This is a genomic window from Actinomadura sp. WMMB 499 (assembly GCF_008824145.1).
In the GTDB taxonomy this organism is placed as follows: domain Bacteria; phylum Actinomycetota; class Actinomycetes; order Streptosporangiales; family Streptosporangiaceae; genus Spirillospora.
Genome location: NZ_CP044407.1, coordinates 7321882 through 7337242, shown reverse-complemented (window position 1 = coordinate 7337242; position 15361 = coordinate 7321882). Strand labels below are relative to the sequence as shown.

12 protein-coding genes and 1 pseudogene are annotated in these 15361 nt (G+C 72.7%); 4 read left to right on the top strand and 9 right to left on the bottom strand.

Annotated elements, in window-relative coordinates; all coding sequences use genetic code 11:
- Positions 1-12: 12 nt before the first annotated feature.
- Together gatA and gatC are read right to left on the bottom strand one after the other, a co-directional pair.
- Positions 13-1512, bottom strand: coding sequence for an Asp-tRNA(Asn)/Glu-tRNA(Gln) amidotransferase subunit GatA (gene gatA, locus F7P10_RS33120; protein WP_151015523.1), 1500 nt, complete (start codon positions 1510-1512; stop codon positions 13-15).
- Complete coding sequence (gene gatC / locus F7P10_RS33115) at positions 1512-1811, bottom strand: Asp-tRNA(Asn)/Glu-tRNA(Gln) amidotransferase subunit GatC (protein ID WP_151015521.1); 300 nt, start codon at positions 1809-1811, stop codon at positions 1512-1514. The genes gatA and gatC overlap by 1 nt, the downstream gene beginning before the upstream one ends.
- A gap of 156 nt (positions 1812-1967) precedes the next feature.
- Here gatC and F7P10_RS33110 point away from each other — a divergent pair, with 156 nt between their 5' ends.
- A complete protein-coding gene (locus F7P10_RS33110; protein ID WP_151015519.1) occupies positions 1968-2204 on the top strand; it encodes a DUF6458 family protein in 237 nt (78 codons plus the stop codon).
- A gap of 35 nt (positions 2205-2239) precedes the next feature.
- Here the strand turns inward: F7P10_RS33110 and F7P10_RS33105 are convergent, their stop codons facing one another.
- From F7P10_RS33105 to F7P10_RS33095, 3 genes are all read right to left on the bottom strand, one after another.
- Positions 2240-4333, bottom strand: coding sequence for a bifunctional diguanylate cyclase/phosphodiesterase (locus F7P10_RS33105; protein WP_151015517.1), 2094 nt, complete (start codon positions 4331-4333; stop codon positions 2240-2242).
- Positions 4334-4586: 253 nt separating this feature from the next.
- The gene (ligA, locus tag F7P10_RS33100) at positions 4587-6767 is read right to left on the bottom strand and encodes an NAD-dependent DNA ligase LigA (protein ID WP_151015515.1); all 2181 of its coding nucleotides are present in this window, start codon (positions 6765-6767) and stop codon (positions 4587-4589) included.
- A 56-nt stretch (positions 6768-6823) separates the two neighbouring features.
- Entirely contained in the window at positions 6824-7837 is a 1014-nt protein-coding gene (locus F7P10_RS33095) for a methionine synthase (protein ID WP_151015513.1), read from the bottom strand.
- A gap of 75 nt (positions 7838-7912) precedes the next feature.
- Between F7P10_RS33095 and F7P10_RS33090 the strand changes: the two genes are divergently transcribed.
- Entirely contained in the window at positions 7913-8812 is a 900-nt protein-coding gene (locus tag F7P10_RS33090) for a transposase (RefSeq protein WP_151015511.1), read from the top strand.
- Between the two features lie 45 nt (positions 8813-8857).
- On the opposite strand, the gene F7P10_RS33085 is transcribed toward F7P10_RS33090, so the two are convergent.
- Positions 8858-9676 (bottom strand): LLM class F420-dependent oxidoreductase, encoded by an 819-nt coding sequence (locus tag F7P10_RS33085; RefSeq protein ID WP_151015509.1) that lies wholly within the window; start codon positions 9674-9676, stop codon positions 8858-8860.
- 195 nt (positions 9677-9871) lie between these two features.
- Between F7P10_RS33085 and F7P10_RS33080 the strand changes: the two genes are divergently transcribed.
- Positions 9872-10627: an MBL fold metallo-hydrolase gene (locus tag F7P10_RS33080; RefSeq protein WP_151015507.1), complete on the top strand. Its 756-nt coding sequence runs from the start codon at positions 9872-9874 to the stop codon at positions 10625-10627.
- Between the two features lie 161 nt (positions 10628-10788).
- Here F7P10_RS33080 and mnmA read toward each other — a convergent pair whose 3' ends face one another.
- On the bottom strand, positions 10789-11871 hold the full coding sequence (gene mnmA, locus F7P10_RS33075; protein WP_151015505.1) for a tRNA 2-thiouridine(34) synthase MnmA: 1083 nt from the start codon (positions 11869-11871) through the stop codon (positions 10789-10791).
- Positions 11872-12061: 190 nt separating this feature from the next.
- On the opposite strand from mnmA, the gene F7P10_RS33070 reads away from it, so the two are divergent.
- Positions 12062-13135, top strand: a complete 1074-nt coding sequence (locus F7P10_RS33070; RefSeq protein ID WP_151015503.1) for a DUF695 domain-containing protein — start codon at positions 12062-12064, stop codon at positions 13133-13135.
- On the opposite strand, the gene F7P10_RS33065 is transcribed toward F7P10_RS33070, so the two are convergent.
- A complete protein-coding gene (locus F7P10_RS33065; protein WP_151015501.1) occupies positions 13123-13977 on the bottom strand; it encodes a DUF1206 domain-containing protein in 855 nt (284 codons plus the stop codon). The two genes, F7P10_RS33070 and F7P10_RS33065, sit on opposite strands and share 13 nt — an antisense overlap.
- Before the next feature lie 88 nt (positions 13978-14065).
- Positions 14066-15240 (bottom strand): annotated as a pseudogene (locus F7P10_RS33060) (cysteine desulfurase family protein).
- Positions 15241-15361: the final 121 nt, after the last annotated feature.

Sequence of the window (15361 nt, the reverse complement as noted above, 5' to 3'; positions counted from 1 at the left end):
CGGTCGCAGTGGTCACTTCGCCTCCACCAGTTCCGGGGCCTGCGCGAGGAGGGGGCCGCCCCAGCGGTCCTCGAGGGCGCGCTCGACGGCGGCGCCGACGCGGTAGACGCGGTCGTCGCCGAGGGTCGGGGCCATGATCTGGACGCCGACCGGCAGGCCGTCCGCCAGCCCGCACGGCACCGAGACGGCGGCGTTGCCGGCGAGGTTCGACGGGATCGTGCACAGGTCGGCCAGGTACATGGCCATCGGGTCGTCGGCGCGCTCGCCGATCGGGAACGCCGTCGTCGGCGTGGTCGGCGAGATCAGCACGTCGACCTGCTCGAACGCGGACTCGAAGTCGCGCTTGATGAGCGTCCGGACCTGCTGCGCCTTGCCGTAGTAGGCGTCGTAGTAGCCCGACGACAGCGCGTAGGTGCCGAGCATGATGCGCCGCTTCACCTCGGGCCCGAAGCCCTCGGCGCGGGTCAGCGCCATGACCTCCTCGGCGCTGCGGGTGCCGTCGTCGCCGACGCGCAGTCCGTAGCGCATGGCGTCGAACCGGGCCAGGTTGGACGAGCACTCCGACGGGGCGATCAGGTAGTAGGCGGGCAGCGCGTAGGAGAAGTTCGGGCACGACACCTCGACGACCTTCGCGCCGAGCGACTCCAGCAGCTCGACCGTCTCGTCGAAGCGGGCCGTGACGCCGGGCTGGTAGCCGTCCCCGGCGAACTCCTTGACGACGCCGACGCGCAGCCCGTTGACGTCCGCGCGGCGGGCGGCCTCGACGACCGGCGGGACGGGACGGTCGATCGACGTCGAGTCCATCCGGTCGTGGCCGCTGAACGCCTCGTGCAGCAGCGCCGCGTCCAGGACGTTCCGCGCGAACGGGCCGGGCGTGTCGAGCGACGAGGCGAACGCGATGATCCCGTACCGGGACGAGCCGCCGTACGTCGGCTTCGCGCCGACGATCCCGGTGACGGCGGCGGGCTGCCGGATGGAGCCGCCGGTGTCGGTGCCGGTGGACAGCGGCGCCTCGTAGGCGGCGACGGCCGCGGACGAACCGCCGGACGAACCGCCCGGGATCCGGTCGAGGTCCCACGGGTTGCGGGTGACGCCGTAGGCGCTGTTCTCGGTGGACGAGCCCATGGCGAACTCGTCCATGTTCGTCTTGCCGAGGATGACCAGCCCCGCCTCGCGCAGGCGGGCCGTGACGGTCGCGTCGTACGGCGGCCGCCACCCCTCGAGGATCTTCGACCCGGCGGTGGTCGGCATGTCGCGGGTGGTGAAGACGTCCTTGTGCGCGATCGGGACGCCGGCCAGCGGGCCGAGCTCCTCCCCCGCCGCGCGGCGCTCGTCCACCCGGCGGGCCTGCGCGAGGGTCGCCTCCCGGTCGACGTGCAGGAACGCGTGCACCCGCTCGTCCACGGCGGCGATGCGGTCCAGGTGCGCCCGCGCGACCTCGACGGCGGACGTCTCGCCCGCGGCCATCAGCTCGCCGAGTTCGGCGGCGCCCTTCCTGACCAGTTCGCTCATCAGGCCTCCTCACCCAGGATCCGCGGCACCCGGAAGCGCTGCTGCTCGGCGGCCGGGGCGCCCGCGAGCGACTGCTCCGGCGGGAGCGAGGGCCGGACCTCGTCGGCCCGGTACACGTTGGTCAGCGGCAGCGCGTGCGAGGTGGGCGGGATGTCCTCCGCCGCGACCTCCTGCACCCGCGAGACCGCGGAGATGATCTGGTCGAGCTGGCCCGCGAGATGATCGAGCTCATCGTCGCCGAGCGCCAGCCGGGAGAGCCGAGCGAGGTGCGCCACCTCGTCACGGGTGATGGCGGACATGAGAAAACCGTTCCTGGATTCGATTGGGTTCACGGCCATCCTATTGGGCCGGTCCCTCCTCGCAGACCGGATTACCGGCGGCGATCCGCCGCGCCGTTTCAGATTCCCCTGGAGGGAACGCTTCTGTCGTCCCCCAGGACGACGAGAGGAGCCGACGTGACCATCGGCGGCAGCATCGCACTGATCATCGTCGGTGCCATCCTGGCCTACGCGGTCGACTTCGACCTCAGCGGCGTCGACATCCGGCTGGTCGGCGTGATCCTGATGGTCGGCGGCGCGATCGGGCTGATCATCGGCATCGTGCGGATCGCGACGGCGCGCCGCCGTCCCCCGCCGCCGCCCCCGGTGCGCGAGGAGCGGTACTACGACAACGACCCCCGCCGCCCGTACTGACGACCGCGACCTTCCAGGGGGTCGCCCCCCCTGGGTCAAGCCGCGGGCTCGGGGGCGCGGTCCATGTGGCGGCGGAGCCACTCGGTGGCGGTCTCGGCGTCCATCGGGCGCCCGAAGTGCCAGCCTTGGGCCGCGTCGCAGCCCATCTCGCGGAGGACTTCCGCGGTCTGCGGGTCCTCGACGCCCTCGGCGACCGAGCGCAGGCCGAGGGTCCGGACGAGGTCGACGATCGAGCGGACGATCACGGCGTCGTCGGACGACTCGGTGAGCCGGCGGACGAACGAGGCGTCGATCTTGATCTCCTCGACGGGGAGCCGCTTGAGCCGCACGAGGGACGAGTAGCCGGTGCCGAAGTCGTCCAGGCTGAGCGGGATCCCGAGTTCGGCGAGGGCCGCGACGGTGTCGGAGGCGTAGGCGGGCTCGTTCATCAGGATCCGCTCGGTGATCTCCAGCTGGAGCGCGGCGGTGGGCAGGCCGCGGGCGAGCAGGCCCTCCTCGATGATCTCGGTGAGGCCGGTGTCGAGGAGGTCGCGGCCGGAGGCGTTCACCGCGACCTGGACGGCGAGGTTCTCCCGCCACCAGGAGGCGGTCTGCGCGAGGGCCTTCTCCACGACGTGGTGGGTGATCGAGCGCATCAGGTACGTCTGCTCGGCGACGGACAGGAACGCCTCGGGTTCGAGGAGGCCCTGCTCGGGGTGCCGCCAGCGCAGGAGGGCCTCCATGCCGACGAGCTGGCCGTCCCGCAGGGCGACCTTGGGCTGGTAGAAGAGCTCGAGTTCGGACCGGTCGACCGCGCGGCGCAGGTCGCCGAGCATGGTGAGGCGGGCCGGGGAGTTGCGGTCCTTCTGCGGGGAGTACACCTCGACGCCGGTGCGAGCCTCCTTCGCGTTGTACATGGCGACGTCGGCGCGCTGGAGCAGGAGCTCGAAGTCGGGGGCGTGGTCGGGGAACAGCGCGATGCCGACGCTGGCCTCGAGGTCGAACGACAGGCCGTCCAGCCGGACGGGCTCGGCGAGCGCGGCGCGCAGCCGGGCGGCGACCTCGCGGGCGGCGGCCTCGTCGCGGACGGTCGGCAGCAGCACCGCGAACTCGTCGCCGCCGAGGCGGGCCACCAGGTCGCCGGGGCGGACGCTGTGGGTGAGGCGGTGCGCGACGAGCTGCAGGAGGCGGTCGCCGGTGGGGTGGCCGAGGGTGTCGTTCACCTCCTTGAAGCGGTCGAGGTCGAGCAGGAACAGGCCGGCGCGGCGGGGCGGTTCGGCGGTCCTGCGGCGGCGCCCGCGCAGGTGCCGGTGGGCGTCCACGCCGCGGGCCTCGGCGAGCGCCTCCTCGGTGCGGACGATCAGCAGCTTGCGGTTCGGGAGCCCGGTGAGGGCGTCGTGCAGGGCCTGGTGCTCGCGCCGGACGGACACGGACGCGTTCAGGTACACGGCGATGAACGGCAGGACGATCAGCGGGACGAACGCCGCGGATCGGTCCATGGCGACGACCATCAGCGGGGCGAGGCCGAGCAGTGCGAGGTGGACGAGGACCTGGTAGCCGAAGTCCCACCGCATGGCCTTGAGCACGGAGACGCGCTCGTGCAGGGCGACGGCGGCGCTGACGAGGGTGTCGTTGCAGATGAAGTAGACGGTCCCGGCGAGGGCGATGGCGGGCAGGTCGGAGCCGTCCGGCACCCACAGGGCGGAGGGGGTCGCGAGGTCGCCGGTCAGCGCGAGGGCGAGCTGGGCGGCGCCGAGGCTGAGGGTGTACTGGGCGACGTTGAACGCGATCCGGTGCGGGGCGCGGCCGCGGAAGATGCCGCAGGTGACGACGGCGACGGCCTGCAGGGCGGCGGCGACCGGGAGGCCCGCGTACAGCAGCGCGGCGAACGCGAACGTGGTGGAGGTGGTCGCGCCGTTGTTCTCGGTGGATCCCGGGGTGATGATCGGCCGCATCTCGCCGAAGACGATGAAGCAGCCCAGGATCCAGAAGACCGGGTTGCCGAGCAGCGCGTCCAGGTCGGGGCGGGTGAGCCCGGCGCAGGCGGAGCCGCCCGCCACGGCGCCCAGCACGATGACGACGACGATGTAGATCCACAACGGGGAACCTCGGCGCGGCGCCGTGTTCCGCGTGTTGTTCGGGTCCTTCATCACCATCCTCGGGGGATTCGCGGGGGATGTCCCCCGGAACCGGACGTGCCGGGCCACGGGGACGCCCCCGGGCGATACGTCCGGTGATTCAGGTGTGTCGCGATGAGAGGGAGAGTACGACCTCTGGGGAACTTCGCGAAACCGGTTGGGTACGTTCCGTTATGCCCGGATCGCGCTCACTCCTCTCCGTTGGGTAGTGAAAGTGTACCCCTGAGTAACGCAAACCTGCTGGCGGACCGTCAAGCACATTTCGTCACTCGTCGGCACGGACAGCGACTTTTTTGGCCGCTTCCGGCCCGTCGGCCAGCAGAACCCGGAACCCGTCCTCCTCCAGGACCGGCACGCCGAGCTTCATCGCCTTGTCATACTTTGACCCGGGACTGTCACCGACGACCACGAACCCGGTCTTCTTCGACACCGATCCCGACACCTTGCCGCCGAGCGCCTGCACCGCCTCGGTGGCCGAGTCGCGGCTGTAGTCCTCCAGCGAACCGGTGATCACCACCGTGACGCCCTGCAGGGGGCGCGGGCCCGCGGCGCCCTCGTCCTGCGTCCGGACGCCCGCCGCGCGCCACTTGTCGACGATCTCGCGGTGCCAGTCGACCGCGAACCACGACGCGATCGACGCCGCGATCGTCGGGCCGACGCCGTCGACCGCGGCCAGCTCCTCCTCGGACGCGTGCGCGATCGCGTCGAGCGAGCCCATCTCGCGGGCCAGGTCGCGCGCGGCGGACGGCCCGACGTGCCGGATCGACAGCGCCACCAGCACCCGCCACAGCGGCTGCTTCTTCGCCTTCTCCAGCTCCTCGAAGAGGATCTCGACGGTCTTCTTCGGCTCGCCCTCCTTGTTCGCGAAGAACGACACGACCTTCGGCTCCCCGGTCTCCGGGTCGGTCTTCGGCGTGCCCGTCTTGGCGTCCAGGACCAGGCTCCGGATCGGCAGGAGCTCCTCCACGGTCAGGTGGAACAGGTCGCCCTCGTTCTTGACCGGTGGGTCGGCGGGTTCGATCGGCTGCGTCAGCGCGGTCGCCGCGACGTAGCCGAGGGCCTCGATGTCGAGCGCGCTGCGGCCCGCCACGAAGAACACCCGCTCGCGCAGCTGCCCCGGGCAGTACCGCGCGTTCGGGCAGCGGATGTCGGCGTCGCCCTCCTTCTCGTACGCCAGCTCGGTGCCGCACTCGGGGCACTCCGCGGGCATGACGAACTCGCGCTCCGAACCGTCCCGCAGGGCCGTCACGGGCGCGACGATCTCCGGGATCACGTCCCCGGCCTTGCGCAGGACGACCGTGTCGCCGATCAGGACGCCCTTGCGCTTGACCTCGCCCGCGTTGTGCAGGGTGGCCCGGTCGACGGTCGAACCGGCGACCTTCGTGGGCTCCATCACCCCGTACGGGGTGACGCGCCCGGTCCGTCCCACGCCGACCTTGATGTCGAGGAGCCGGGTGTTGACCTCCTCGGGCGGGTACTTCCACGCGATCGCCCAGCGCGGCGCGCGGCTCGTCGATCCGAGCCGCCGCTGCAGCGCGAACTGGTCGACCTTCACCACGACCCCGTCGATCTCGTACGCGGTGCCGTGCCGGTTCTCGCCGTACTCGGCGATGTACGCGCGGACGGCGTCCATGCCCCCGACGACCTCGTACCGGTCGCTGACCGGCAGTCCCCACCCGCGCATCAGCTCGTAGGCCCCGGACTGGCTCTCCGGCCGCGTGCCGCCCTCCCAGGCGCCGAACCCGTGCACGAGCATGCTGAGCGGGCGCTTGGCGGTGATCCGCGGGTCCTTCTGCCGCAGCGACCCCGCCGCCGCGTTGCGCGGGTTGGCGAACGGGTCCTTGCCGGCCTCCACCTGCGCCGCGTTGACCTGCTGGAACCCCTCGACCGGCAGGAAGACCTCGCCGCGCACCTCCAGGACGTCCGGCCAGCCCTCCCCCGCGAGCCGGTTCGGGATGTCGGCGATCGTCCGGATGTTGTGCGTGACGTCCTCGCCGGTGCGCCCGTCCCCGCGGGTGACGCCGCGCGTGAGCCGTCCGCGCTCGTAGGTCACCGCGATCGCCAGACCGTCGATCTTCGGCTCGCACAGGTAGCCCGCGACCTCGCCGACCTCCTTCACGACGCGCTCGTCCCACGCGAGCAGCTCGTCGGCGTCCATCGCGTTATCGAGGCTCTGCATCCGCTCCAGATGCGCGACGGTCGCGAAGTCGGTCGTGATCGGCGCGCCGACCCTCTGGGTGGGCGAGTCGGGCGTGACCAGCTCCGGATACCGCTCCTCCAGCTCCCGCAGCTCCCGCATCATGCGGTCGTACTCGGCGTCGCTCAGCGTCGGCTGGTCGAGGACGTAGTAGCGGTAGTTGCCCTCGTCGATCCGCTCGCTCAGGTCCAGATGCCGCTGCCGTGCCTCGCCGGGAACCCCGCCGGTGGTGCCGTCGCTCGTGGTCATGCCCCCATTTTCCCCGGTGGCACCGACAATCCGGCAGGGGGCGCGCCCTGTCGCCGCTACTGTTCGGCGGCCTCGTGGAGCATCCGCGCGGTGTCGCGGGCGCGCTTCAGCGCGTCGCGGACGTACCGGGGCGAGGCGCCCGCCATCCCGCACGCGGGCGTGACCACGACCTGCCGGGCGAGCCGGTCGGGCGGGAACCCGAACCGCCGCCACAGCTCCCGGATCGGCTCGGCGGTCGCCCGCAGCGGCGGCAGCGTCGCGTCCACGGCCGGGACGGCGCCGAGGAACAGGCCCACGCCCGCGTCGATCGTTTCCCCGACGGCGTCGTCGTCGCGCCGCGGCACGTACCGCAGGTCGACCGAGAGGGCCTTCGCGCCCGCGCGGCGCAGCATGCCGTACGGGACGTTCCGGGCGCAGCAGTGCACGAGCGGGTACGCGGCGTCGTCCGCGCACACCGTGTCGATCGTCCGCCGCAGGACGTCCTCGGCGACCGGCTCCTCGACCGCCCGCAGCCGTCCGAAGCCGCTCGCGGTCGGGACCGTCCCGGCGAGGACCGCCGGGAGGGCGGGTTCGTCCAGTTGCAGCAGGATCCGTGCCGCGGGCAGCCTCCGCCGGACGTCCGCGACGTGCGCGGCCACGCCCTCGGCGAGCGACGCGGCCAGGTCGCGAACGGCGCCCGGGTCCTTGATCGCGCGGTCGCCGTGCCGCAGCTCGACGGTGCTCGCCAGCGTCCACGGGCCGCACACCTGGATCTTGAACGGCCCGTCGTGCCCGCCCGCGACGGCCTCCAGGACGTCCAGGTCGCGGGCGAGGTGGTCGCGGGTGCGGACGGTGTCGCGGCCGGGCCGGTCGGAGAACCGCCAGCCGGACGGTTCGAGGTGCACCGGCATGTCGACCAGCAGCCCCGCCGAGCGCCCCACCATGTCGGCGCCGGGGCCGCGCGCGGGCAGCTCCGGCAGGTGGGGCAGCTCGGGCACCTCGCCGAGCACGACCCGCAGCGTCTCCTCGGGGTCGTCACCTGGATACGAACCGACGCCGGTCGCGGTCCCGGCCTGCCACGGATGAGTCACACCGAAAGCCTAGATCGTTGATGGGGGTTTGCCGAACCGGCGGCGGGCATGGCGAAGGGCGCCCATGATCAGTGTGTGAAGACAAACCTGGACGCCCTTCTGACCGCACTCTACGTCCATCTGGACGACCACGTCCTGCGATCGGCCGACCGGCCCCGCAGACGCGGCCCCGCCCGGACCCTCAACGACGCCGAGCTGGTCTGCGTCGCCATCGCCCAGGTCCTGCTCGGGTGCGATTCCGAGCGCCGGTGGCTGCGGACCGCGCCCGCACGGATCGGGCACCTGTTCCCCCGGCTGCCCGGCCAGTCCGAGTACAACCGGCACCTGCGGGATGCGGCACCCGTCCTGTCGGCGGCGTCGATGTGGCTGGTCCGCCAGACGCCTTCCTGGCACGACCGGCTGCGGCTGATGGACGGCACCCCGCTGCGCTGCGGCGCCTCCCGCACCACCGTCCACCGCTCCGCCCTGGGCGAGATCGCCGGCTACGGCATGGACAAGTCCCACCACGCCTTCTACTGGGGAGCCAAGCTCATGCTGATCACCACCCCCGAAGGCGCAGTGTGCTCTTTCAGCGTGGCCCACCCCAAGGAACTGGACGAGCGCAAGCAGGCGATCCACCTGCTGCACACCCGGCCGCCCGCCCCGGGGCCCTGCCCGATCGTGTGCGACAAGGGATTCGCCGGAGCCGAGGTGGAGAAGACCGCCGCCGGCCTGGGCCACCTCCTGATCCGGCCGGTGCGCCAGGACGAGCCCGAGCCGCCTGTCAAGGTGTTCCCGGCCTGGCTGCGCCAGCGCATCGAGGCCGTCATCTGGACCCTGAAGAACCAGCTCGGACTGGAACGCCACGCCGCACGCACCACCGGAGGGCTCTGGACGCGCCTGTGCCAGCGGATCTGCGCCCTCAACGCCGTGATCTGGCACAACTGGCTGATCGGCGCCCCGGTCAAGCGGTCACTGATCGCCTATGACCACTGATCGGGGCACTCAACAAAACCCCATCAACGATCTAGCGGCGCGTGATCACAGCAGTTCCGCGAGCCGGTCCAGACGCCGCAGGGTGTCGGCCTCCGCGTCGGTCTTGAGGTTGAACAGCACCTCGTCCACCCCGGCCGCCGCCAGCTCCTCGAGGACCTCCGGCCTGCCCGGTGCACCGAACATCGTGACCGGCACGTGCCGTCCGGCCCGTTCCCGGACGTCGGCGATCTGCTCCGCGAGGGCGTCGGTGTTGCGCCCGTAGAGCGGCAGCCAGCCGTCGCCGAACTCCACGACCCGGTCGGCCGTCGTCGGCCCTCCGCCGCCGATCAGCACGGGCGGGTGCGGGTCCTGGACGGGCTTCGGGTACATGAAGACCGGGTCGAAGTCGACGAACTCGCCGTGGAACTCCGCCTCGTCCTTCGTCCACAGCTCCTTGACGGCCAGCACCCGCTCGCGCAGCAGCCGCATCCGCGTCTTCGGCTCGGTGCCGTGATTGCGCATCTCCTCCCGGTTCCAGCCGGCCCCGACGCCGAGCACCGCGCGCCCGCCGGAGATCAGGTCCAGCGAGGCGACCTCCTTGGCCAGGACGATCGGGTCCCGCTGGATCACCAGCGCGATCCCGGTGCCGAGCCGCAGCCGCTCCGTCACGCTCGCGACGGCGGACAGCACGACGAACGGGTCGAGCGTCCGGTAGTACATGCGCGGCAGCTCATCGCCGCCGGGCCACGGCGATTCCCGCTTCACCGGGATGTGGGTGTGCTCGGCCAGGAACAGCGCCCCGAACCCGCGTTCCTCCAGCGCCCGCCCGAGGGCCGCGGGCCTGATCCCGTCATCGGTCACGAACGTCGAGACACCGAACTTCACGACACCACCTCCAGAGACTCACCGGGAACCGACCCTAGTCCGCCCGGAGGCGGCGGAACGCCGCCCGGTGGTCGGCCGGCAAAGGTCGGCCGCCCGACTCCCGTTACCGTGAGTGTAAGTAGCGAAACTTTGGGTTATTCCTGTAGGGGAATCTCGTCGGCGACGCCGTGGACACGGCATTGGGGGGCGGCAACAGTGCGGCTGCAGTTCATCGGGACCGGATCGATCCTCAGCGCCAGCATGAGCGCGTCGGCGCTGGTCGACGGCAAGGTGCTCGTCGACGCCCCGAACGGGTCGCTCAAGGCGATGCGCGGGCACGGGCTCGACCCGCTGGACATCGACGTCTGCCTCATCACCCACTTCCACGCCGACCACTTCTTCGACATCGTGTTCCTGTTCCTCGAACAGGGGTTGCGGCACGCCCGGGATCGCGAGCTCGTCCTGATCGGCCCGTCCGGGTTCGAGGAGCGGCTGGAGCGGCTGTTCGAGATGGCGTACCCGGACACCTACGCGGGCATCCGGGAGAAGGTGCCGCCGCGCTTCGTCGAGATCGGCGACCAGGGCGGCGAATGGTCCGGCGACGGGTACCGGATCCACGCGATGCCCGTCGACCACACCGTCCCCGCGCTCGGCTACGCGATCGCCGACGAGTCGGGCGCGCGGCTCGGGTACACCGGCGACACGGTGCTGTGCCCGGCGGTGGAGAAGCTCGCCGCCGACTGCCCGACCGTCGTGCTGGACACGAGCTTCCCGGCGGAGGGGAAGTTCGGTCACATGGGGCTCGCGGACGTCGAACCGCTGGCGGACCGCCACCCGGACGTCCGGTTCCTCGCGACGCACCGGGACGACGACGTCACCCGCTCGTCCAGGACGAACATCGTGTTCCCGGAGGACGGCCAGGCCTTCGAGATCGACGGCGCCGCGACCCCCGCGGGTCCAGGCGCGCCCTGACTCACCGACCGCCGGCCCGCCCCAACCCGAGCGGACCATTGCCACTGCGATTGCGAGCGAAGCCGGATTCGAGCGAAGCAAGAATCCGATCGCGCAGCGAGCCCTCGGGCGAGTCGGAGCGATGCAGCAATCGCACGCGGCGCCCGTTGAAGGAAGGCCGCCTAGCGGCCTGACGCCGAGGGCACCGCAGAAGAAACGGTCGCGGAGGCCAGTACGCGGTCGCCTTCGTACAGGACGGCGGCCTGGCCCGCGGCGACTCCCCGGGCGGGGGCGGCCAGGCGGACGCGCAGGACGTCGACGTCCAGTTCGGCCGTGCAGTCGTGGACCTCGCCGTGCGCGCGCAGCTGCACCCGGCAGCCGAACGGGCCGTCCGGGACGCCGCCCAGGACGACCGGGCGCTCGCCGGTGATCTCGTGGACGTCGAGGGCCTCGCGGGGGCCGACCGTGACGGTGTTGGTGACCGGGGAGATGTCGAGGACGTACCGGGGCCGGCCGTCCGGTGCCGGGGTGCCGATGCGCAGGCCCTTGCGCTGCCCGATCGTGTACGCGTAGGCGCCGTCGTGCTCGCCGACCTCGGTGCCGTCGGTGTCGACGATCGGCCCCCTGGCGGTGCCGAGGCGGTCGGCGAGGAAGCCGCGGGTGTCGCCGTCGGCGATGAAGCAGATGTCGTGGCTGTCGGGCTTGTCGGCCACCTGGAGGCCGCGCCGGTCGGCCTCGCGCCGGATGTCGGCCTTGGTGGTGTCGCCGAGCGGGAACATCGCGTGCGCGAGCTGCTCCGGGGTGCACACGGCCAGGACGTACGACTGGTCCTTGCCCTCGTCGACGCCCCGGCGCAGGACGCCGTCCTCCAGCCGGGCGTAGTGGCCGGTGCAGACCGCGTCGAAGCCGAGGGCCAGGGCGCGGTCCAGCAGCGCCGCGAACTTGATCTTCTCGTTGCAGCGCAGGCAGGGGTTCGGGGTGCGGCCCGCGGCGTACTCGCCGACGAAGTCCTCGACGACGTCCTCGTGGAAGCGTTCCGCGAGGTCCCAGACGTAGAACGGGATGCCGATCGCGTCGGCGGCGCGGCGGGCGTCCCGGGAGTCCTCGAGGGTGCAGCAGCCGCGCGCGCCAGTCCGGTAGGACTGCGGGTTGCTGGACAAGGCCATGTGGACGCCCGTGACGTCGTGCCCGGCCTCGGCGGCGCGGGCGGCGGCCACGGCGGAGTCGACGCCGCCGGACATGGCGGCGAGTACGCGCAGAGTCATAGTCCTTCGAGCGTACGCGCCGCGGGGCCCTGTCCACATCGGGTTACCGGCGGGACGGGTGCGCCGCGGGGTGAACGGGACGCGGCGGGGACGCGGCGACGGATCGTCCGGCGGCTCGCGTAGGGTTACGTCGCGGGCTCCGTGAAGGCCCGGACCCCGTGTGACCCCACGAAAAGGAAGAGACGTACAGGTGGGAATCTTCCGCCGTCCGCGCGACACGTCCGCCACCGCACCGCCCGCGGTCGGCGAGTTCTGGGAATGGTGGGGCCAGGCGCGCCCGACGATCGAGTCGTCGCTGGCGGCCGGTCCGGGCGAGCAGGAGCCGGGCGAGCCGCCGGGCGAGGGGCTGTCGGCCGAGACGATCGAGGAGCTGTCCCGCCGCGTCCACAAGATCCATCCGGGCCTGCAGTGGGAGATCGGCGGCGCCGAGGACCGGGCGCCCTCGCTGACGCTGACCGGCGGCGGCGACCCGGAGCTGCGCGGACTCGCCGAGCGGTGGGTGCGGGCGGCGCCGAAGGGGGCCGGTGACTGGGCCTTCCACCCGGCGCGGCAGGCCGACCCGGAGATGCTCGCCCAGGACCTCGTCCTCGGCGACCACGAGTTCGACCTGGAGTACGTGCGGCTGGGCATGCGGGCCGACGCCGGACGCGCGAAGGTGCACATCACCGCCTACCACCCCGACTTCCTGTTCGTCCCCGAGGAGCAGCAGCTGCAGGTCGCCTCGCACGTCCTGGACTGGGCGCTCGGCGAGGACGACGTGGCCCGCTGGGTCGGCGACGTCGACATCGCGATGGAGGCGCCGATCGACTCGCTGCCGCCCGCGATGCTCGGCTCGGTCGTCGAGCAGGTCGCCGAGCCGTTCGGGGAGCCGGCGTGGCTGAGCGGCGAGGGCCGCACGCCGCGCGGGCATCCCGCCCGGGTCGGCGCGCGGTTCCCGCTCCACCGGCAGGACTACCCGCTCTGCGACCTGCACGTGGCGATCAGCGTCCCGTACCGGCACAGCAACCCCGACCGGCTACCGGTCGAGCCGTCGTCGGGCGCGCTGCACGCGTTCGAGAAGAAGCTCGGCAAGCTCGGCGACCGGGCGGTGCTGGCGGTCCGCGAGACCGGCGACGGGCTGCGGGTCTTCCACCTGTACGCCGACCCCGACTCGGGCGCCGTCGGCGAACTCGACCAGCTCGCCGCGAGCTGGGCGGAGGGCAAGGCCAAGGTCGCCTCGACCAGCGACCCCGGCTGGAAGGCGCTGGCCCCCTACCGGCCCTGACCCGGCCGGACGGCCTCCACCCGGCGCCAGCGGGCCTCGCAGCACGAGTAGACGCCGAAGAGCACCACGCCGCAGGCGATCGCCACGAGCCCCCACGCTCCGGCGGGCGTCCCGGCGAACTCGCGGAGGGTGCCGTCCAGGCCGTGCGCCTTGTCCGGGTCGTAGCTGATCGCCGCGTAGCCGAGGAACACGCCGGCCGCGCCGATCACCAGGCCGCGCGCGGCGTTGCCGACGGCGCCGAGCGGTTCGACGAACCGCCGGGCGCCGCCCAGCTGCCCGAGCTTGAGCTCGTCGAGGAACTTGCGGCGCGCGGCGGTGTACAGGACGTACGCGCCGACGCCGAGGAATCCCGCCGCGACCGCGAGGACGAGCCAGCGCCCGCCCGGCTCGCCCATCAACCGTGCCGTGAACGTCTTCGACTGCTCGTCGCTCGACGCCCCCTGGTGCCCGAACACGAACGCGAGCGTCGCCGCGAACCCCGCCGTGTACAGGAGCCCGCGACCGGCCGAACCGAGACGCTCGTGCGCTTTGTGCCCGTCCGGGACGGGACGTCCGTAGAGCGCCTCCGCGAACTGCCAGAGCGCGAGGGCCGCGAACCCGCCCGTCATGAGCCACAGCACGACCGTCCCGCCGGGCTGCTCCGCGACGGTCCTGAGCGCGCCGCCCCGGTCGGCCTCCTGGCCTCCGTCCCCGAACGCGATCTGGAGTGCCAGCACGCCGATCAGCATGTACAGCAGCCCGCGCGCGACCAGCCCCACGCGGGACAGCCGGTGGAACCACGGGTGCCCGGCCGCCTTCCGTCCCGCGCCCCGCACCGCGCCGCCGTTCGCCACGCCCGTCATCGCTCCCGGTCCCTCGCAATCTCTCGTTCAACGAACGGCAAAGCCGTCCCCGATCGAGGGGCGATGAAACCCGCGGGCGCGTCCGGGGTCAGGTGAGGCCGGCTCGGCGGGCCCGCTCCACCGCGGGGGCGATGGCGTCGGCCAGGGCCTTGACGTCGGCCTCCGTGGAGGTGTGGCCGAGGGTGAAGCGCAGGGAGCCGCGGGCGCGCTCGGGACCGGCTCCCATGGCCGTCAGGACGTGGCTGGGCTGGGAGACGCCCGCGGAGCAGGCGGAGCCGGTCGAGCAGGCGATGCCGCGGGCGTCGAGGAGCATGAGGAGCGCGTCGCCCTCGCAGCCCGGGAAGGAGAAGTGGGCGTTGCCGGGGAGGCGGTCGCGGGGGTCGCCGTTGAGGACCGCGTCGGGGACGGCCGCGCGGACGGACTCGATGAGGCGGTCGCGGAGCCCGGCGAGGCGTTCGGCCTCGGCGGCGCGGCGGCGGGCGGCCACCTCGACGGCGGCGGCGAAGCCCGCGATGGCGGGGGTGTCGAGGGTGCCGGAGCGGACGTCGCGTTCCTGGCCGCCGCCGTGCAGGAGCGGCACGGGATCGAGGTGGACCGGCTCCTTCGGCTTGGCGAGCAGCAGCACGCCGACGCCGATCGGGCCGCCGAGCTTGTGCCCGGTGAGGGTGAGGGCCTGGACGCCGCTCGCGGCGAACGGGACGGGCAGCGTGCCGGCGGCCTGGACGGCGTCGGTGTGCAGCGGGACGCCCCGGTCGCGGGCGATCGCCGCGAGTTCGGCGATCGGCTGGACGGTGCCGACCTCGTTGTTCGCCCACATGACGGTGGCGAGGGCGACGTCGGAGCCGTCGCCGAGCGCGTCCCGGAGGGTCTCGGGACGGACGCGCCCCAGTTCGTCCACGGGGAGCCATTCGACGCGGGCGCCCTCGTGGTCGGCGAGCCACTGCACCGAGTCGAGGACGGCGTGGTGCTCGACGGCGGACGCCAGCACGCGGGTGCGGGCGGGGTCGGCCGCGCGGCGCGCCCAGTAGAGGCCCTTGACGGCGAGGTTGTCGGACTCGGTGCCCCCGAGGTGAACACGACCTCGCTGGGACGGGCGTCGAACGCCTCGGCGATGAGCTCGCGGGACTCCTCGACGACGCGGCGGGCGCCCCGCCCGACGGCGTGCAGCGAGGACGGGTTGCCGAGCTCGTGCAGCCGCGCCGTCATCGCCTCAACGGCCTCCGGCAGCATGGGGGTCGTCGCCGCATGGTCGAGGTAGGTCACCACGGCGTCAACATTATCCGCGCATCCGGTGTTCCCCGTAGGTGGCCGGGAGGTTACGGGAATGCCGGGCACGGACCGCCGGTTTGGCGACTGTACCGTCCGGTCGGTACAGTGGAGCGGT

Bases quoted from the DNA above. Each gene is read 5' to 3' on its own strand.
- F7P10_RS33065 (WP_151015501.1), bottom strand. From the start codon at position 13,977: ATGACGGGCGTGGCGAACGGCGGCGCGGTGCGGGGCGCGGGACGGAAG.
- gatC (WP_151015521.1), bottom strand. From the start codon at position 1,811: ATGTCCGCCATCACCCGTGACGAGGTGGCGCACCTCGCTCGGCTCTCC.
- F7P10_RS33105 (WP_151015517.1), bottom strand. From the start codon at position 4,333: ATGAAGGACCCGAACAACACGCGGAACACGGCGCCGCGCCGAGGTTCC.
- mnmA (WP_151015505.1), bottom strand. From the start codon at position 11,871: ATGACTCTGCGCGTACTCGCCGCCATGTCCGGCGGCGTCGACTCCGCC.
- ligA (WP_151015515.1), bottom strand. From the start codon at position 6,767: ATGACCACGAGCGACGGCACCACCGGCGGGGTTCCCGGCGAGGCACGG.
- gatA (WP_151015523.1), bottom strand. From the start codon at position 1,512: ATGAGCGAACTGGTCAGGAAGGGCGCCGCCGAACTCGGCGAGCTGATG.